The organism is Streptomyces hokutonensis (genome assembly GCF_000376565.1).
Taxonomy (GTDB): Bacteria; Actinomycetota; Actinomycetes; order Streptomycetales; family Streptomycetaceae; genus Streptomyces; species Streptomyces hokutonensis.
Window position 1 is genome coordinate 32,173 of record NZ_BARG01000033.1, and the last position, 17,115, is coordinate 49,287.

Below are 17,115 nucleotides of genomic sequence, written 5' to 3' on the forward strand. Positions count from 1 at the left end.
TACGTACTTCAGAATATCGCGGCCCGGGACTAGCGTCGTTGCCATGAGTGCTTTCCTGTACGCCGCCACTCGCACGCCGTTCGGCCGCTTCAACGGCGCGCTGGCCGGGGTGCGCCCCGACGACCTGGCCGCCGCCGCGATCACCTCCACACTCGCCCGGGTGCCGGGTCTCGACCCCGCCGCGATCGACGACGTGGTGTGGGGCAACGCCAACGGCGCCGGTGAGGAGAACCGCAACGTCGGCCGTATGGCGGCGCTGCTCGCCGGGCTCCCGGTAAGCGTGCCCGGCACCACGGTCAACCGGCTGTGCGGGTCGAGCCTCGACGCGGCGATGACGGCCAGTCGCACGATCGAGTCCGGGGACGCCGAGGTGGTGCTGACCGGTGGTGTGGAGTCGATGACGCGTGCGCCGTGGGTGCTGCCGAAGTCGGCGAAGCCGTTCCCGGCCGGCGATGTCACCGCGGTGTCGACCACGCTCGGCTGGCGGCTGGTCAACCCGCGGATGCCGAAGGAGTGGACGGTGAGCCTCGGCGAGGCCAACGAGCAGCTGCGGGAGCGCTTCGGGATCTCCCGCGAGCGGCAGGACGCGTTCGCCGCCCGCTCCCACCAACTCGCCCACCAGGCATGGGAGTCGGGCTTCTACGACGACCTGGTGGCGCCGGTCGAAGGCGTCGGCCTGGCCCGCGACGAGGGCATCCGGGCCGGATCCACGCCGGAGGTCCTGGCCGGGCTGCGGCCGGTCTTCCGTACGGCGGAGCAGGGCGGCACCATCACGGCGGGCAACGCCAGCCCGCTCAACGACGGTGCCTCCGCGGTGCTGTTGGGCAGCGAGAAGGCCGCGGCTGTGATCGGGGCCGACCCGATCGCCCGTATCGCGGGCCGCGGTGTGATGGCGCTGGAACCGCAGGCCTTCGGCTACGCCCCCGTCGAGGCCGCGAACCGTGCGCTGGCGCGGGCCGGGATCGGCTGGGACCAGGTGGGCGCGGTCGAGCTCAACGAGGCCTTCGCCGTGCAGTCGCTCGCCTGCCTCGACGCGTGGAAGATCGACCCGGCCATCGTCAACCAGAAGGGCGGCGCCATCGCGATCGGCCACCCCCTGGGCGCCTCGGGCGGCCGCGTTCTCGCCACGCTGGCCAAGGTGCTGCGCGAGACGAGGCAACGCTACGGCGTCGCCGCGATCTGCATCGGGGTGGGTCAGGGCCTGGCCGTCGTACTCGAGAACTGCGACGTCACGGAGTCGGACCGATGAGCCGGGCAGAAATCCTCGAAAGCACCGACGCTGCGGTCGCCGGGATCGAGGACGAGTCCACGATCCTCGTCGGAGGCTTCGGCCTGGCCGGGATGCCGTTCGACCTGATCGACGCGCTCATCCGGCAGGGCGCCAAGGACCTCACCATCGTGTCCAACAACGCCGGCAACGGCGACGTCGGGCTGGCCGCGCTGCTGGCCGCGGGCCGGGTGCGCAAGGTGCTGTGCTCCTTCCCGCGCCAGGCCGACTCCTGGGTCTTCGACGGCCTCTACCGCGCCGGGAAGATCGAACTCGAGGTGGTGCCACAGGGCAACCTCGCCGAGCGGATGCGCGCGGCCGGTGCCGGTATCGGCGCGTTCTACTGCCCGACCGCGGTCGGCACACCGCTGGCCGAGGGGAAGGAGGAGCGGGAGATCGACGGCCGGAAGTACCTGCTGGAGTACCCCATCAAGGGCGACTACGCGCTGATCGGTGCGCACATCGCGGACGCGCTGGGCAACCTCGTGTACCGAAAGACCGCCCGCAACTTTGGACCGGTCATGGCCACGGCCGCCACGACGACCATCGTCCAGGTCGACGAGGTCGTCGAGCCCGGAAAGCTCGACCCCGAGGCCGTCGTCACCCCCTCCATCTACGTCGACCGGATCGTCCAGGTCGAGGCCCGCCACTACACCGTCCAGGGGGCACGATGACCACCACGCCAAGCGATCAGGTGCGCGCCGACCACCAACTCTCGATGGACGAGCTGGCCGCCGTCATCGCACGTGACATCCCGGCCGGTTCCTTCGTCAACCTCGGTATCGGGCAGCCCACCAGGATCGCCGACCATCTGCCGGCCGACTCGGGGGTGGTGCTGCACACCGAGAACGGCATGCTCAACATGGGCCCGAAGGCCGAGGGCGACGCGGTCGACCCCGACCTGACCAACGCCGGCAAGGTCCCGGTGACCGAGCTGCCCGGGGCGGCGTACTTCCACCACGCCGACTCCTTCGCGAAGATGCGCGGCGGGCACCTCGACGTCTGCGTCCTGGGGGCCTACCAGGTCGCCTTCGACGGCGACCTCGCCAACTGGACCACCGGCAAGCCCGAGGACATCCCCGCCGTCGGGGGCGCCATGGACCTCGCCATCGGCGCCAAGGACGTCTACGTGATGATGACGCTCTTCACGCGCTCCGGTGAGCCGAAACTCGTGCCCCGGTGCGGGTACCCGCTCACCGGCGTCGGCTGCGTCAGCCGCGTCTACACCGACCACGGCGTCTTCGACGTCGGCCCCGACGGCGTACGGATCCGTGAGACGTACGGCGTCAGCGCCCACGAAATCGCGGAACGACTCGGCATCCAACTGTCGTAGGCCGCTTCCTTGCCGCACCGCCCGCACTGTGCCGGGCTCCGGCGGAAGGCGACCATCTGGCCGGCCGACCGGCCCCGCTCTCCCGGCCGCTGAACAGCGTCAACAAGGGTCGGGGTCGTCCCGACCCTGACCCTTGCTGCGTGCCGCGAAAGGTGGTGGACAACGCCGAGCGGCAACCGGACAGCGCGCCGGCACGAGACGCCTGGTGTGACGATGAGGTGCGCACGATGCCGTGAGCCGGAGGTGAGTCACGGAGGCGGCAGCGGAGCGCGGCAGATGTCGTCGTAGCGCCGTGGTGTGTCAGGTGTTCCAGGGGTCCGTTCGCAGGTGGCGGTCGAAGAAGCGCTCGATCAGCTGGGGGGTAAGCCGCACGGAGCCCTCGGCGTCCGGGAATCGTGAGGACCGCACCGTGGCCGTCATGGGGTTCAGTTCCCAGGCGCCGGTGTTGAGGAGGCCGTGGTCGGCGCCGTGCACCAGCAGCAGATGGGACTCGGCGCCCGCGGCGACCAGGGTGTCGTGGAGGCGGCGGCTCTGGGCCGGGCCGATGAGCAGGTCGGCGTCGCCGTGCAGGAGCAGCACGGGCGGCACCCGCGGGTGGGCCTGCCGGGCCGGGCTGGCCTCGACCGCGGCGGCGGCCCGGTCCGACGGCGGGCCGCCCAGCAGACCCCACGCCGGATCGGAGGGGTCCACGCCCAGCATTCCACCGGGCAGCGCGTCCTCATTGAGCCGGAGCAGGTCGGTCGGGGGATAGCCCGCCACCACCGCGCGTACGCCGGGCACGCGGGGGGAACCGTCGGTGGCGAAGGCCGTGAGCAGTGCGAGGTGCGCACCGGACGAGCTGCCCCACAGGCCGATCGACGCCGGGTCCAGGCCGTAGGCGTCCGCGAGGTCGTGCAGGCGGCCCAACGCGGCCTGGACGTCGTGCAGTTGCGCGGGCCAGACGGCGACCTCGGAGGAGCGGTACTCGATGTCCGCCATGGCGTATCCGCGTTCGGCGAAGAGCCGGGGCAAGTGGGGTCCGTAGCCCCGGCGTTGATGCCGCCAGCCGCCACCCGGCAGCCATACGATCACGGGGGTGGGGGTCGTCGCGGACGACGTCGGCAGGTACAGATCCATCCGCAGGTCCACGCCCGGTGCCGCGCCGTAGGCGATGTCGCGCACCACCCGGACGGACGTGGTGTCGACCCTCTCGGGCGGGAGCGGTGCCCGGCTGAGCCCTTCCATGAAGCGGCCCATGACCGCGGCGTTGTTCGCCGCCACGGCCGTCGGGTCTGAGGTGTGCGGCTGCTGTGAGGTCTTACTGGTCAACGGCTGGTCCTGTTCTGGTCATGGTGAGAAGGGGGAGGGTGCGACGCTTGTGTGCACGGTGTTCGTCGAGCCGTTGCCGGTAGTGCGGTGCGAGCCGGTCCGGGGTCCAGTCGAAGTCGTCGGCCAGCCGCACGTCCACTGCGGAGACACCGGGCAGAGCGATGAGCCGGACCTGGGCCTCGGTCGCGAACGAGCCGATGAGCACGCAGCTCGGCTCTGTCACGCCGACGGTGACCGCGATGCGCTGACCGCCGGCGCCGTCGTCCTGTACGCGAACGTCACCGACGAGTCCCATGTCGTCGAGTCCGGCGGGGACCCCCGCGGTGATGCTGCACGGATCGAGGATCGCGTTGAGCGTCGCGCGGACCTGGGTTTCCGTGACCGTCATCGGGCACCGGCCAGTACGTCGTCGACCGGGGCGGCCCGTCCGCCCCACGGCTGTCGGAGTTCGGTGGTGTCGAACTCGTCGCCGCGGATGCGCGCGCGGACGTCCTTCTCGTCGATGCCGTGCATCCGCAGGAAGTTGCGGCCGAGGATGTCGGCTTTGATCTCCTTGGTGAGCTCGGGCAGCCCGTACTCCTCGATCAGGTCACGGGGCATCTCGAAGTTCCAGAACGCCTCGATGGCCGGCCGGGGGTGGACGGCGTCGCAGCCGGTCGCCCAGATGATCCGCTCGGCGGCACCGGCCTGGAGGAAGGCACCCATCGCCTGGGCGAAGCGGCGGGGCGCGTAGACGGCCATGAACGACGTGGCCTCCAGGTTGACCCATATGTTGCGGAAGGACTCCAGCTGAAGGGCCGTTTCCTCGACGAAGGCCATGCCGCCGTGGACGACTTCGAAGGTGAGGTCGGGGAAGGCCAGCGCGGCGGCTTCCACGTCACTCATCCCGAGGGCGGAGGTCGGCCCGGGCCCGACCGGGAGGGCCTTGTGGATGGCCACGACCTTCAGACCGTGCTGCCGCGCCCGCTCCAGCAGCGGGAAGCAGATCTCCGGGTCACCCATGTCCAGCGCGGTCACCCGGCCCTCGACGACGTCGATCGGATAGAGCTTGAGGGCATTGACCCGGTGCTTCTCCACCAGCTCGTCCACCCGGTCCAGGGCGCCGGGGCGCAGCGGGGACACCGCGCCGTAGATCAGCACGCGCTCCGGCCACTTCTCGCGCATCTCAAGGCCGATGCCGAGCGCCGAGCCCCCGTCCCGGAAGTGGCCGTAGATGGGCGTCTCGTGGTAGGCGATCACGTCGGTCTGGCTCTCCGCGAGCAGGGCCCGGCCGATGATGTCCGCGCCCGCGCCCTGCATGTAGGTGGAGCGTTCGAGGGTGTATTCGGGGCCGCTGACCCGCTTGTGCAGGCCGTAGAGGTGCTCGCCGATGGCCGCTCCGATGTGCGGGTTGACGCAGTTCTCGGGCCGGAAGTTGTAGTTGTGGGCCACGCCCTCGACGACGAGGAAGTCCTCGATCACGGTCGTTCTCCTTCGGGTGTCACGGGTGGTACGGCTGCTCAGGCGAGCAGGTCCTTCAGGCCTTCCAGGGCGCGGGAGGCGAGTCGTTCGTCGGTCTCGGCGTCGGCTCCGCCGACGCCGACGGCACCGATGACCTCGCCGTCGTCCACGGTGATGGGCATCCCGCCCGGTACGGCGAGGAGGCCGGCGTCGACGTGGTGCACGGGCGCGACCGCCATCGCGGGTGACGCGGCGAAAGCGGCGAACTTCGAGGTCGGCACGCCGGTGACGGCGGCGGTGTAGGCCTTGCGGCGCGCGGTCTCGATCCCGAGGGGGCCGACTCCGTCGTCGCTGAGCAGCACCTTGGTGATGCCGCTGCGGTTGACGACCGCCACGCAGATTCGCGCCCCCTCGGCCCGCGCCGCGTCCAGCGCGGCCTCGGCCGCCTTGTGCGCGATGGCGTACGACAGCGGTTCCCTCATCCCGCGGTCCTCTCCTGGAGCGGGGCACCGGAGGCCGCCGGAATGCCACGGATCAGGTCCGAGGCCTTCTCCGCCACGGCGATGACGGTGGCGTTGATGTTCGCGCCGGGCACGGTCGGCAGCACCGACGCGTCGACGACACGCAGTCCGTCGATGCCGCGCACCCGCAGCTCGAGGTCGACGACCGAGGTCTCGGAGGTTCCGATGGCGCACGTGCCGCAGGCGTGGTTGGCGGAGTAACCGGTCTCGCGCAGATAGCGCTCGAAGTCGGCGTCGGTGCGCACGTCGGGGCCCGGTGCGAGCTCCGCCCGGATCATCGGGGAGACCTCCGGGCTGCGCAGGAGGGCCAGCGTGGTGCGCACGGTCTCCCGCAGCGCGGCGACGTCCTCCGGCTCGGTGAGCAGGTTGAACGTGATCCGCGGCGGGGCGGCCGGGTCGGCGGAGCCCAGCCTGACCTCGCCGCGGCTGCGGGGGGTCGCGACGGCGTTGAGGGCCACGCAGTGCCGGTCCTTCAGCGGCCGGATACCGGGGAACCACGGCCGGGCGTCGAAACCGCCGGCCAGGATGCCGAGGAACCCGTCGGGACGGTCCAGGTCGGGGCGGGTGCGAATGTACGCGGAGAGGAACTCGGGCATCCCGGCCAGCGGACCGTTCCCCGTGAGCAGCCAGCGGAGCGCGCCCACCGCCGCGCGGTCGGCGCGCAGGTGCTCGTGGAAGGTCACCGGATCCCTGACGTCGAACAGCACGGGAGCCGCCGGGTGGTCCTGGAGGTTGGCGCCGACGCCGGCCAGGTCCGCCACCGGTCCGATGCCGTGCTCGCGCAGGTGATCCGCAGGTCCGATGCCCGAACGCATCAGCAGCTGCGGCGAGTTGTAGACACCCGCACAGACCACGACCTCGCGAGCCGCCCGGATCACCCGGCTTCGCCCGCCCTTCACGACACGGACGCCCGTCACGCGTCCCCGGTCGAGCACGAGCGTGTCCACCAGCACCCCGGTGAGCAGGGCGAGGCCGGGGCGTCGACGCAGCGCGGGGCGCAGGTACGCGGCGGCGGTGCTGTGCCGCCGCCCGCGGTGGATGGCGTTCTCGACCTGGCCTGCTCCGGTGGGGTCCCCGCTCTGGGTGTCGTCGGGGAACCCGATGCCCAGCGATCGGGCGGCGCGGTCCAGACGGCGGCCGAAGGGACCTCGCCGGACCGTGGTCGACACGGTGACGGGTCCGTACCCGCCGTGGTGCTCGGTGTCCCCGCGCCAACTGCTCTCCGAGCGGCGGAAGTACGGCAGCAGGTCATCCCAACCCCAGCCCGTCGCACCGGACTTGACCCAGTCGTCGTAGTCGAGGCGGTGCGCGCGGACATGGGTCGAGCCGTTGATCGATCCGGTGCCGCCGACCAGCCGGCCACGCGGAACCGGGATACGCCTGCCGTTCAGGCCCGGCTCGGGCTCCGACTCGTAACCCCAGCCGATGTCCTCGCGTCCCGACAGCAGCCCTACCCCGAGGGGGAGTTGAACGAGCAGACCGCGGTCCGCGGGCGGGCCGGCCTCGATCAGCAGCACCCGTGTCCCGGTGTCCGCGGACAGGCGCGCGGCGAGGACGCAGCCGGCCGTGCCGGCGCCGACGACGACGTAGTCGTACTCGGCGCTGTGTCCGGTGCTCATACGGAGGGTCCTGCGCTGGGTCCCGACATTTCGTCTCCTTCGGCTCTGGAGCGAACGCGCGCTGGAGGAGCTGCGGGACATCGCGGGGAGGCGGTCGCCGGCTCGGCACGTTCTCAGGTGTTGTCGCGAGGTGCGGCTGGTCCGCGAGTGGGGCGTCACCTCGGTGCCGGGTCACCGTAACAAGGGTGTCCGCCGATCCGACAGGGGTCTGCAAGTAATTCATCAAAGCAGGTCGGAGCCATTGACAGTTTTTCATCAGAGCCGTACAACAGCATGAACGCCTCAGGGGCGCACACCGCTCGAGGTGCCCGTCCGCCCCTGTGCGAGCGTGCCGGAAGAGCCGCCGCACGCTCGTGCCATGACGCCTCGCGACAGCGCGAAGCAGCCTCGACCGCGGGCCGTCCGACCCCTTCGAGCGGCCCTCGTACACGCGTCCCCACTGCCTCAACGCCGAGGAGATGGTCCACATGACCGACACGACCGTGCCCGACACGGGAACCGGCTACGGCCGTAAGCCCTCCTCCCACGACGCCCGCCTGACCGAGGTCGGCCCCGGCACTCCGATGGGCGAGGCGCTGCGCCGCCACTGGCAGCCGATCGCCAGCTCCACCGCTCTGACCAGCGACGTTCCGCATCGCGTGCGCCTGCTGGGCGAGAACCTGATCGTCTTCCGGGATGGCCGGGGCCGCCCCGGCGTCGTCTTCGAGCGGTGCGCGCACCGAGGCAGCAGCCTCTTCTACGGTCGCGTCGAGGAGGACGGCATCCGCTGCTGCTACCACGGCTGGAAGTTCGACGTGCAGGGCCACTGCCTGGACCAGGCCTGCGAACTCGACGGCGGCAAGCGCCGCAATCTCGCACGTCAGCCGTGGTATCCGGTGGAGGAGGCCTACGGCCTGGTCTTCGTCTACATTGGCCCGCCCGAACTCAAGCCCCCGCTGCCGCGCTACGACAGCCTCGAACCCCTGGGCGAGGGCGAGAGCTACCACACCAGCTGGACGGTGCCCGGCGCCGAGGTCATCGGCCTGGAGCAGGACTACAACTGGCTCCAGCTGTTCGAGAACGCCGTCGACCCCGTCCACGCCGCGTGGCTGCACTCCAACCACAGCGGGTTCCAGTTCCAGGGTACCGGCACGACCGGCTTCCCCGAGCACTACTACGACCACCGTACCGCCGCCGAGCGCACCACCTACCACCGCACCGACAACGGCGTGAAGTACGTCTGGCGCTACCAGGACACCAAGGGCGACGGTGGCGCACCCGTCGACCTGGAGTGGTCGGTGGAGTGCATGCTGCCCAACATCATCGCCCTGCCCGACTTCATCCGCTCGACCCCCGACGTCCGCAACGACATGCTGATCTGGGTCGTCCCCGCCGACGACACCCACCACCGGCTGGTCTTCTCCATCCGCTCCGCCGACCCCGAGCGGGCCACCTCCTTCATGTTCGGCATCAAGCAGAACGGCAAGGACGGCTGGCAGCTGAGCGAGGAGGAGAAACAGCGCTTCCCCGGCGACTACGAGGCCCAGTGGTCCCAGGGCCCCATCACCCAGCACTCCGAGGAGACCCTGGCGCCGTCCGACAAGGGCGTCGTCATGCTCCGGCGCATGCTGCGCACGATGCTGGACGACGTCGAGGCCGGACGCACCCCGCTCGGCGTCGCTACCCCCGGCGAGCCGGTCCGCCGTGTGGAGGCCGGCCTCGTCACCCGGCCGGAGGCGCCCACGGAGACGGATTGGGCGGCAGCGCCCACGGCGGCAGGGGCGTGACCGAAGCGTGAGCACCATCTGGACGGACGCGGTCGTCGTGGCCCGGTACGACGCCACGCCGAGAATCGCGGTCCTCGACCTCGCCCGGGCCGACGGCGACGAACTGTGGGAGTACGAGCCGGGTGCCCACATCGACGTACAGGTCGGTACGGCGGGACTGATCCGGCAGTACTCCCTGTGCGGACCACCGGGCATCCGCAAGCAGTACCGGCTCGCGGTCCTCGACGAGCCCGCCTCGCGGGGCGGTTCACGCGCCATGCACGCCCTCGCCGAGGGCGACACGCTGCGCATCGCCGCACCGCGCAACCGCTTCGGCCTGACGTCCGCGCGCCGGCACGTGCTTCTCGCGGGCGGCATCGGTATCACCCCGCTGCTGTCGATGGCCCAGAGCCTCGACGCCACCGGGGGCGACTACCACCTGCACTACTGCGCCCGCAGCCGCAGCGAGGCCGCCTTCCTCACCGACCTGGAGAACCACCCGCGGGTCACCCTCCACTTCGACGACGAGCCCCCGGAGCAACGCCTGGATCTGGCAAGCGACTTGGGGGACCCCGCTCCCGGGACCGCGGTCTACGTCTGCGGCCCCGGCGGGTTCATGGACTACGCGCTGGGGCGGGCGGCCGAGCTCGGATGGCCCGCGTCCGCCCTGCACAAGGAGCGCTTCAGCGCCTCGCCCCCGGTCGCGACCGAGCCCGGCGGGGGAGGGGAAGGCGGATTCACCGTGCGCCTGTCCTCCACGGGCGCGGAATACCTCGTCCCCGAGGACCAGAGCGTCCTGGACGTCCTGCTGGCGAACGGCGTCGCGGCGCCCAACTCGTGCGGACAGGGCATCTGCGGCGAATGCATCGTGCGGGTGCGCGCCGGTGAGCCCGACCACCGGGACGACGTCCTGACCGACGAGGAGCGCGGGGAGGGTCTGTTCACCCCCTGCTCGTCCCGGTCGAAGTCCCCGATCCTGGAGCTGGAACTGTGACCACCTCATCGACCGCGGCGAAAGACCTCGCCGACGCTGCCCCCGACCCCGCCTCCGCTCCCGCCACGGTCGAGGAGGCCGAGGCCGCCTGGCTCGCCGCCCAGACCCTCCCGGACCCGGAACCGGCGCTCCGCGCCCTGATGCATCCCGACTGCGTGATCGTGCACTCGGCGGTGGGCCACATCCACGGCGTCGACGACTGGCTGCGGTACGCGGCACGCCTGGGGCGTACCAGTCAGGTGGACACCCATGACGTGACCGTCCAGCGCTTCGGCACCACGGCCGTGGTCAGCTGTCTCCAGGAGATGCGGGTCGCCTTCGTGCCCGAGCTGACCCCGTTCGTCATCCAGGCCGTCGTCACCCGGGTCTGGGTGCGCTCCCCGTCGGGCGGCCGGCAGTTGGCGCACCTCCAGATGGCCCGGCGGCTGCCGCCCGGCTGAGCGGCGCACGGACTCCCGGAACCCGGGGATCCGGTGGTTGTCAGTCCTGGGGCTCGCCGTCCACCGGCGAGCTCTCGTCCAGTGGCGCCTGTGTCGCCGTTGTCGCTTCGGCGAGCGCGGAGACGATCCGGCCCACCTGCTCCGCATAGTGGTCGATGAACTCCGGTGACTCCGGGTCCTGTTGGCCGAGTTCACGGGCGATCCACGGGATGGCCACCGGAGCGATCGAGGCGGCGAAGAAGACGAGGGCCACGGCCCCCACGTCGAGGTCGCTCCGGAATTCACCGCGCGCCTGCCGCTCGCGGAGTTCCTCGACGTGCTTGAACAGCTCGGCGGCCCGCTCGTCCTCGGCGGGCGGGCGCGTGCCGGGCTCTTCGCGCGTCAGCGTGTGCACCCACGCGGGGTCCTCATGCGCCCAGTGGACGTAGCGCCGCGCGGCATCCGCGAAGGTACGGGCCTGGCTGACGCGCATGGACTCCTCGAGCCACTGATCGCTCAGCGCCTCGTACAGCCCGCGTTTTCCCCCGAAGTAGTAGGTGATCAGCTGATGGCTGACGCCGGCGGACTCCGCGATCCGCACGACCCGGGCCCCGTCGAAACCGTGGGCGGCGAACTCCGCGCCGGCGGCGGCCAGAATGGCCCGCCGGGTGCCCACCGGGTCGCGCTGACGACCGGGATCATCGGGGTGCCTCCGGCGCTGCTGCCTGCCGGACGCCGCTCCCGACTTTCCTGGTGTCGCCTCTTCCCCTGTCACATGGACGACCTTACCGGCGGCCTTGTTGGACGGGCCAACTACCTGCGGCGTCCGTTGTGCCCACCGCCGCGGCAGCACGTGTTTGCCTCCAGTCGAAGGGCACCCGGCTCCACGTTCCGCCGTCAGGCCGAATACTGCGACTCCGCGGGGTCGACGACATCGACCAGATGGAGCGCTGCCCACAGAATGCCCTGCTGTTCCTTGACACTCCGCCCCAGCATCTCTTCAGCACGCCGGATGCGGTACACAACGGTGTTCTTCACCACGTCGAGCCGCGCCGCTGCAGTCGCGGGGCTGCAGTTGCATTCGAGGTAGACGCGCACGGTCTCCCGGAGCAGCGCCTCTCGCGGATGCCCCAGGGCCCCGAGCTCGTCCCGGACGAAGTCTTGCGCCCGCTCCGGGTCCGAGGTGAGCAGTGCCGCGAGCCGGACGTCCTCGAAGAAGACCGTGCGGGCGCGTGAGCGGGAGGCCGAGTACAGCGTGACGCGGGCCGCTGCCTTCGCCTCTTCGTACGTGGCCCGGAAGCCGTCGAGGCCACGCGACGGGCGACCGACCGCGACCAGGGCACCCGGCAGCACCGGGATCGAGCGGACCGCCGCACTCCGCGGGTCGGTGAACCCGCCCCATGCCCATACCTCGCGATCGTCCGACGGGATCACCAGGTGCGCGGTCGCGCCGATGCGCGTCAAGAGCTTGGCAGCCACCCGATCGAGTCCCTCCGACTCCGCGTCGTCGCGCGCGTCGCGTCGCAGGATCAGGCCGACATGGGTCCGGTTCGCGAGCTCGTACCGCAGGGCCTTGGCGGGGTCCAGGTCCGTGTGGTCGCCACGCAGCAGCGTCCTGACCAGCTCCCCACGCGAGCCGTCGATGCTCGTGAGCCACAATTGCTCCTCGGCCGCGTACGCGGCGCTGCATGCGAGCGAGAACGAACTCACGAGGTCGACCAGAAACCGCGACAGGTCGGAGAACCCCTCCGACTGCTGATCGGCCGGCACAAGACGACGGAACTCGCGGACAAGGGCGTCGCTGAAGCGAGCATGGGAAACACGCTGGAACGCGAGTATGCGCTCCAGCGGAATCCGTTGTCTCACCGCTCGGGCGATCTGTCGTGTGGTTTCCGGGGGGACCGTCGTGGGGACCGGCCGGCCGAGGCAAAGAGCCACCAGGGCCTCCATGACGACCGCCTCGGCGGTGGGGCGCAGCTCTTCCGTGGCCTCGGCGCGGCGCAGGGCAAGGACGTCGGGGTCGACAGCGAGCCCCGCGAGCTCGTGACAGAACTCGACGGCCCACGAGGACGCCCCGATTCCGATGCCGGCAACGGTCCGGTTCCAGGTCTCCGGGAGGCAGGTCGGCTCGAGCTCGTCAGGGGGAGCGGTGGGGTGCAGCCGACACACCCAGGACCCGGTGGCGGACATCCGCATCCCCTCTCGCATCGTCGCGAGCGCCCGAGGTGGTCGGGCCTGCCGGCAGGACACTCTCTGCGCGCATCCCGCTGAAGGGGCGGCGCCGGCGGGAAGGGCGGGGACGGTGCTCCGCCCCTCCCTTCGATTCAGCCCATGCTACTGCTCGGCCTCCGGGTACAGCTCGATCGCGGAGTGCAGGATGCGCTCCCACGTGGTGTCGTTCACTTCGAGGATGTTGCCGTCCGGGTCCTTGACGTAGGCGTATTTCGCGGGGTCGCTCGGAGCCCACCCGGCCGGATCGCCGAAGCTCTCCCCGCCGTTCGCCACTGCACGCGCCAACGTGGCCTCGACGTCGTCGACGGCGATGGCGAAGTGCATGAACGACGCCTCCGGCTGCGGCACCCCGATCGTAGGGTGGCGATCGGGGAGGAACTGGAACAGTTCGAGGCCGAAGCCGTCGGGCAGCTCGATGAATCCGATCCGGTAGTCGGTGTCCTTCAGGCCGAAGATGATCTCGGTCATCTGCTTGCCGGTGTGGTACGGGTGGAGGACTTTCTTACCGCCGAATGTCTCGACGTAGAACCTCGTGGAGCGCTCGATGTCCGAGACGCGTACGGCCAGGTGCTGGACACTCGCCATCAGAAGCGCCCTTCTTCGGCCGGCTCGCGCAGGCTCGCTGCCCGATCCGCCAGTGGGTACGAAAAGTCTTCGTCGACCATCGCCACCAACTCTTCCGTCGTTTCGTCGTAGGACTGCGCGTTCATCGAGCAGCCGCTTCTCATGCTCGTTCCGCGCGCGCCGATTTCGCTTGCCTCCCTGGGGCAATCCGCTGCGCCGGATTTGGCGTATCGGGGCAAGCGACGCGCGGGTGCGGGGGGTTTGACTCGATCCACTCCTCATCCCACGGCAACGAGGCCGGGTGAGAAGGAGCGGACGAAGGGAACGACGATGTCGTCGAACGACACAACCGCTGTGATCGGCGATCTCCGGGTACCGGAGCCGGACCTCACCCCGCAGGAGGTCATCGCCCGTGCCGCGGCGATGCGCCCGACTCTTCGCGAGAATCGCGTGAAAGCAGCGGAGGAGGGCAGGTACTCGGCCGAGCTCCACAAGGCGTTCGAGGACGCCGGCTTCTACCGCCTCGTGCAGCCGCGGAAGTACGGCGGGTACGAGTTCGGCCTGGAGACGTACTACCGGACGATGATCGAGATCTCGCGCGGCGACCCCGGCATCGGCTGGTGCCTGACCCTGGGGACCGGTCACACGGTCCCCTTGGTCGCGCACTTCCCGGAGGAGGTGGTGCGGGAGGCCTTCGGCGAGGACGGTGTCTTCATCGCGCCGCACTCCGCCACCCCCCGAGGAGCGCTCGTCCCCACGGAAGGCGGATACCGCCTCACGGGGGAGTGGCCGTACTCGTCCGGTGTCCCGTACTCGACCCACGCGATGGTGAGCACGATCATCCTGGCCGAGGGCAGTGACCCCGTCCCGGCCGTGGCTCTCCTCCCACGCGGCGACTACTCCGTCCGGGACGACTGGGGAGCGCACGCCACGATGGCCCTCGGCGCGAGCGGGTCGAACACGGTCGTCGTGGAGGACGTCGTCATCCCGGCCGAGAACGTGTCTCCCCTGTTCGAGTGGGGATACTCGAACTTCCCCGACGGCACGCACGGCACCCGTTCCACCGGCAACCCCCTGTACCTGGGCCAGATCCAGCCGCTGTATCCGGCCTCGCTCGCGGCTGTCCAGGTCGGAGCGGCGTGGGCGGCACTAGACGCCTACGAAGAGACCATCCTGACCAAGAAGCGCCTGTACCCGCCGCTGGTCGAGCGGTACAAGCACGAAGAGAGCCAGAGGATCTGGGGCCAGGCACGGGCGACGATCGACGCCGCGCAGGCCGTCCTTCTCACAGCGGCACGCGACTACGAGCGGCTGGGCGAGCGTTGGGCGAGCGGTGACCACCCGACCTTCGAGGACTGGGTTGCCCTCGGCAACGTGCTGTACGCGTCGTGTCGGCTGTCCCACGAGGCCACTGAACTGCTGTTCCGCTCGGTGGGCTCCTCGGTGGCGCGGAAGGGGCTGCCGCTGCAGGACTACTTCCTGGTGACGCAGATGTCGAAGGCGCAGATCGCGGAGCACGTGCCCGTCATCACCATGACGACGGCGAGGGCCCACTTCGGGCTGGACCTGAACACCATCTAGGGCCGACGAGCCATTCCGACCTGCCGTCGGGGCACGGCAGTTGGGCTGACCATGCGGTGGAGCCCCTGGCGTGTGCTCACCCGGCAGTCGCGGTGACGCCGCCGCGAGATCGGCTCCCGTCGCCGGTGGCAATCACGTCTACGGCCGCCCCGGCGACCGCAGGAAGCGAACGGCATCGCGCGCCACTGTTCGGCACCCGGTAGCCCCTTGATCCGCGCGGCCTTCCCCCCGGGTCGGCGCCAAGCTGGACAAAGCCCTGATGGGCCGACACCTCACCAGAAAGAGAAAAGCAATGACTCGTACGATCGAGACAGTGGTGGACCGCTACATGACGACCGTCGACCGCGCGGTGCACGAGCCCGAAGCACTGACGCAGCTCGAGGCGGTGTTCGCGCCCAAGGCCACTGTGCAGTTCGGTGAACTCCCTCCGGTGACCGGTCTGGCCGACATCACGGAGTTCTACCGAAACCTCTACTCGGACATGGCCGACAGCAAGCATGTGTGGACCACCACGGTGCTCGACGACGGAACGAACGAGGTCCGCTTCATAGCCGCGTGGCGCGCCGCCGACGGCCGACTCGGATCCCAGAGTGGCATCGAGCGCGTGACCGTCGACGAGGACGGGCTGATCACGGAGCTGCAGGTGCTCATCCCGAAGAACGACGGCGCCTGACCAAGCACGCCGCCGTGGGCAGTTCGGTCACCGAGACTTTGCCGGCGTTGGTCAGGTCGGGGTCGACCGCGTCGCCCTCGGCCTTCGGTCCTGTGTTGAGCGTGCCGTTCTCGGTGTGCGGCACCACCCCGGAGCCGGCCGGGACGGCACGTGCGATGACGGGGGCCAGTTCGTCCACCGGGATCCGTTTCCTCGATCGCCCGCCGCCACTGGAGGTATGCCATGCCCGGAACCGACGAAGCGGCGAAGGCGATAACGGCCGCCGCCGTGGACAGTTTCCGTGACACCCCGGACCCTCGGCTGCGTGAACTGCTCCAAGGGCTCGTGCGCCATCTGCACGGCTACGTCCGTGAGTTGCGCCCCACGATCCAGGAGTGGGAGTACGCGGTGGACTACCTCACCGCCGTCGGGCACAAATGTGATCCCACCCGTCAGGAGTTCATCCTGCTCTCCGACGTGCGTGCTGTGCTCGCCCGGACAGCGGGAGCTCGCCGCGACGGTCGCCGGTCTCATCGGTCCCCGCGCCGTGGACATCCACCCCCACGCCCGTATGCACGTGCCCGCCGAGTCGGCGGCCGAGTCCCAACGACGCGCGAAATTGGTGAACGCGGACGGCTGCGTCGCCGTCGGCGGCGGCTCGGCGATCGGCCTCGGGAAAATCGTCGCCCTCCGCTACGGCCTGCCGGTCATCGCCGTCCCGACGACCTACGCCGGGTCCGAGATGACGCCCGTGTGGGGTGTGACCGAGAACGGCGTCAAGCGCACCGGCCGCGATCCATGCGTCCTGCCGGTCTCCGTGCTGTACGACCCCGCGCTAACCGTGACCCTGCCCCCGGCCGTCTCCGTGACCAGCGGCATGAACGCCGTCGCGCACGCGGTCGAGGCCCTGTACGCCCCGGACGCCTCCCCCATCGTCGACCTGATGGCCGAGGAAGGCGTACGGGCGCTGGCCGTCGCACTCCCGGACCTCGTGGCCGACGGCACCGACCTCGACGCCCGCGCCCAGGCCCAGTACGGCGCCTGGCTGTGCGGCGCCTGCCTCGGGGCCACCACCATGTCCCTGCACCACAAGCTCTGCCACGCCCTCGGCGGCACCCTCGACCTGCCGCACGCCCCCACCCACTCCGTGGTCCTCCCGCACGCCCTCGCCCACAACCAGGGCACGGCGCCCAAGGCGGTGGCCGCGCTAGGCCGCGCCCTGGGCACCCCCGCCGACCCGGCCACCCACCTGTGGGACCTCGCCGGCCGGCTCGGCGCCCCGCGATCCCTGAGGGAGCTCGGCATGGCCGAGAGCGCCATCGACCGGATCGTCCAGGTCACGCTGGCCAACCCCTACGCCAACCCCCGTGAGGTGACCGCGGACGGCCTCGGCCGTCTCCTGCGCGCCGCCTGGTCCGGACAACCCCCGACCGCCTGAGA

18 protein-coding genes and 2 pseudogenes are annotated in these 17,115 nt (G+C 70.6%); 10 read left to right on the forward strand and 10 right to left on the reverse strand.

The annotated features are described in order from the left end of the window. The first annotated feature begins 43 nt into the window (after positions 1–43). From SSP08S_RS19440 to SSP08S_RS19450, 3 genes are read left to right on the forward strand one after another with little or no spacing between them, the layout of a single operon-like run. Complete coding sequence (locus SSP08S_RS19440; protein ID WP_019069288.1) at positions 44–1,249, forward strand: thiolase family protein; 1,206 nt, start codon at positions 44–46, stop codon at positions 1,247–1,249. After that, positions 1,246–1,941 carry a 3-oxoacid CoA-transferase subunit A gene (locus SSP08S_RS19445; RefSeq protein ID WP_019069289.1) on the forward strand — a complete coding sequence of 232 codons (696 nt, stop codon included), beginning with the start codon at positions 1,246–1,248 and terminating at the stop codon, positions 1,939–1,941. Before SSP08S_RS19440 ends, SSP08S_RS19445 begins: the two co-directional genes overlap by 4 nt. Then, positions 1,938–2,600: a CoA-transferase gene (locus tag SSP08S_RS19450; protein WP_019069290.1), complete on the forward strand. Its 663-nt coding sequence runs from the start codon at positions 1,938–1,940 to the stop codon at positions 2,598–2,600. Before SSP08S_RS19445 ends, SSP08S_RS19450 begins: the two co-directional genes overlap by 4 nt. Before the next feature lie 300 nt (positions 2,601–2,900). Here the strand turns inward: SSP08S_RS19450 and SSP08S_RS55535 are convergent, their stop codons facing one another. Genes SSP08S_RS55535 through SSP08S_RS19475 form a run of 5 tightly spaced genes read right to left on the reverse strand, consistent with a single transcriptional unit; the run spans position 2,901 to position 7,488 of the window. Continuing rightward, positions 2,901–3,908, reverse strand: a complete 1,008-nt coding sequence (locus SSP08S_RS55535) for an alpha/beta hydrolase (RefSeq protein ID WP_245607912.1) — start codon at positions 3,906–3,908, stop codon at positions 2,901–2,903. After that, positions 3,898–4,296, reverse strand: coding sequence for a metal-sulfur cluster assembly factor (locus SSP08S_RS19460; protein WP_019069292.1), 399 nt, complete (start codon positions 4,294–4,296; stop codon positions 3,898–3,900). The genes SSP08S_RS55535 and SSP08S_RS19460 overlap by 11 nt, the downstream gene beginning before the upstream one ends. After that, positions 4,293–5,369, reverse strand: coding sequence for an amidohydrolase family protein (locus SSP08S_RS19465; RefSeq protein ID WP_019069293.1), 1,077 nt, complete (start codon positions 5,367–5,369; stop codon positions 4,293–4,295). Before SSP08S_RS19465 ends, SSP08S_RS19460 begins: the two co-directional genes overlap by 4 nt. Positions 5,370–5,407: 38 nt before the next feature. Beyond that, positions 5,408–5,830, reverse strand: a complete 423-nt coding sequence (locus SSP08S_RS19470; RefSeq protein WP_019069294.1) for a GlcG/HbpS family heme-binding protein — start codon at positions 5,828–5,830, stop codon at positions 5,408–5,410. Next, a complete protein-coding gene (locus tag SSP08S_RS19475) occupies positions 5,827–7,488 on the reverse strand; it encodes a GMC family oxidoreductase (protein ID WP_019069295.1) in 1,662 nt (553 codons plus the stop codon). Before SSP08S_RS19475 ends, SSP08S_RS19470 begins: the two co-directional genes overlap by 4 nt. Positions 7,489–7,955: 467 nt before the next feature. Here SSP08S_RS19475 and SSP08S_RS19480 point away from each other — a divergent pair, with 467 nt between their 5' ends. Genes SSP08S_RS19480 through SSP08S_RS19490 form a run of 3 tightly spaced genes read left to right on the forward strand, consistent with a single transcriptional unit; the run spans position 7,956 to position 10,667 of the window. Continuing rightward, positions 7,956–9,254, forward strand: coding sequence for an aromatic ring-hydroxylating dioxygenase subunit alpha (locus tag SSP08S_RS19480; protein WP_019069296.1), 1,299 nt, complete (start codon positions 7,956–7,958; stop codon positions 9,252–9,254). A gap of 7 nt (positions 9,255–9,261) precedes the next feature. Further along, complete coding sequence (locus SSP08S_RS19485) at positions 9,262–10,227, forward strand: PDR/VanB family oxidoreductase (RefSeq protein WP_019069297.1); 966 nt, start codon at positions 9,262–9,264, stop codon at positions 10,225–10,227. Continuing rightward, a complete protein-coding gene (locus SSP08S_RS19490; protein ID WP_019069298.1) occupies positions 10,224–10,667 on the forward strand; it encodes a nuclear transport factor 2 family protein in 444 nt (147 codons plus the stop codon). The genes SSP08S_RS19485 and SSP08S_RS19490 overlap by 4 nt, the downstream gene beginning before the upstream one ends. 40 nt (positions 10,668–10,707) lie before the next feature. Here SSP08S_RS19490 and SSP08S_RS55540 read toward each other — a convergent pair whose 3' ends face one another. The 4 genes from SSP08S_RS55540 to SSP08S_RS64205 form a co-directional block, all read right to left on the reverse strand. After that, positions 10,708–11,421: a TetR/AcrR family transcriptional regulator gene (locus tag SSP08S_RS55540; RefSeq protein ID WP_063739167.1), complete on the reverse strand. Its 714-nt coding sequence runs from the start codon at positions 11,419–11,421 to the stop codon at positions 10,708–10,710. Between the two features lie 122 nt (positions 11,422–11,543). Beyond that, positions 11,544–12,836 (reverse strand): PucR family transcriptional regulator, encoded by a 1,293-nt coding sequence (locus tag SSP08S_RS19500; protein ID WP_158697182.1) that lies wholly within the window; start codon positions 12,834–12,836, stop codon positions 11,544–11,546. Between the two features lie 144 nt (positions 12,837–12,980). Next, the gene (locus SSP08S_RS61770) at positions 12,981–13,463 is read right to left on the reverse strand and encodes a VOC family protein (RefSeq protein WP_019069301.1); all 483 of its coding nucleotides are present in this window, start codon (positions 13,461–13,463) and stop codon (positions 12,981–12,983) included. Continuing rightward, the gene (locus tag SSP08S_RS64205; RefSeq protein WP_019069302.1) at positions 13,463–13,588 is read right to left on the reverse strand and encodes a hypothetical protein; all 126 of its coding nucleotides are present in this window, start codon (positions 13,586–13,588) and stop codon (positions 13,463–13,465) included. Before SSP08S_RS64205 ends, SSP08S_RS61770 begins: the two co-directional genes overlap by 1 nt. A gap of 184 nt (positions 13,589–13,772) precedes the next feature. Between SSP08S_RS64205 and SSP08S_RS55545 the strand changes: the two genes are divergently transcribed. Next, positions 13,773–15,023, forward strand: coding sequence for an acyl-CoA dehydrogenase family protein (locus SSP08S_RS55545; protein WP_019069303.1), 1,251 nt, complete (start codon positions 13,773–13,775; stop codon positions 15,021–15,023). Positions 15,024–15,315: 292 nt separating this feature from the next. Further along, positions 15,316–15,696 (forward strand): nuclear transport factor 2 family protein, encoded by a 381-nt coding sequence (locus SSP08S_RS19520; protein WP_019069304.1) that lies wholly within the window; start codon positions 15,316–15,318, stop codon positions 15,694–15,696. A gap of 7 nt (positions 15,697–15,703) precedes the next feature. Here SSP08S_RS19520 and SSP08S_RS19525 read toward each other — a convergent pair. Then, positions 15,704–15,880 (reverse strand): annotated as a pseudogene (locus SSP08S_RS19525) (3-oxoadipate CoA-transferase); the annotation flags it as partial. A 38-nt stretch (positions 15,881–15,918) separates the two neighbouring features. Between SSP08S_RS19525 and SSP08S_RS63455 the strand changes: the two are divergent. Both SSP08S_RS63455 and SSP08S_RS19530 read left to right on the forward strand, forming a co-directional pair. Then, a pseudogene (locus SSP08S_RS63455) lies at positions 15,919–16,143 on the forward strand (dioxygenase); the annotation flags it as partial. A 13-nt stretch (positions 16,144–16,156) separates the two neighbouring features. Continuing rightward, positions 16,157–17,113, forward strand: a complete 957-nt coding sequence (locus SSP08S_RS19530; protein WP_019069306.1) for a maleylacetate reductase — start codon at positions 16,157–16,159, stop codon at positions 17,111–17,113. Positions 17,114–17,115 lie beyond the last annotated feature (2 nt).

What these genes read in the sequence shown, in the direction of transcription:
- SSP08S_RS19500 (WP_158697182.1), bottom strand. Translation starts at nt 12,836, where the DNA reads ATGTCCGCCACCGGGTCCTGGGTGTGTCGGCTGCACCCCACCGCTCCC.
- SSP08S_RS19440 (WP_019069288.1), top strand. Translation starts at nt 44, where the DNA reads ATGAGTGCTTTCCTGTACGCCGCCACTCGCACGCCGTTCGGCCGCTTC.
- SSP08S_RS19520 (WP_019069304.1), top strand. Translation starts at nt 15,316, where the DNA reads ATGACTCGTACGATCGAGACAGTGGTGGACCGCTACATGACGACCGTC.
- SSP08S_RS64205 (WP_019069302.1), bottom strand. Translation starts at nt 13,588, where the DNA reads ATGAACGCGCAGTCCTACGACGAAACGACGGAAGAGTTGGTGGCGATG.
- SSP08S_RS19445 (WP_019069289.1), top strand. Translation starts at nt 1,246, where the DNA reads ATGAGCCGGGCAGAAATCCTCGAAAGCACCGACGCTGCGGTCGCCGGG.
- SSP08S_RS55545 (WP_019069303.1), top strand. Translation starts at nt 13,773, where the DNA reads ATGTCGTCGAACGACACAACCGCTGTGATCGGCGATCTCCGGGTACCG.
- SSP08S_RS61770 (WP_019069301.1), bottom strand. Translation starts at nt 13,463, where the DNA reads ATGGCGAGTGTCCAGCACCTGGCCGTACGCGTCTCGGACATCGAGCGC.
- SSP08S_RS19480 (WP_019069296.1), top strand. Translation starts at nt 7,956, where the DNA reads ATGACCGACACGACCGTGCCCGACACGGGAACCGGCTACGGCCGTAAG.
- SSP08S_RS19475 (WP_019069295.1), bottom strand. Translation starts at nt 7,488, where the DNA reads ATGAGCACCGGACACAGCGCCGAGTACGACTACGTCGTCGTCGGCGCC.
- SSP08S_RS19450 (WP_019069290.1), top strand. Translation starts at nt 1,938, where the DNA reads ATGACCACCACGCCAAGCGATCAGGTGCGCGCCGACCACCAACTCTCG.
- SSP08S_RS19470 (WP_019069294.1), bottom strand. Translation starts at nt 5,830, where the DNA reads ATGAGGGAACCGCTGTCGTACGCCATCGCGCACAAGGCGGCCGAGGCC.
- SSP08S_RS19460 (WP_019069292.1), bottom strand. Translation starts at nt 4,296, where the DNA reads ATGACGGTCACGGAAACCCAGGTCCGCGCGACGCTCAACGCGATCCTC.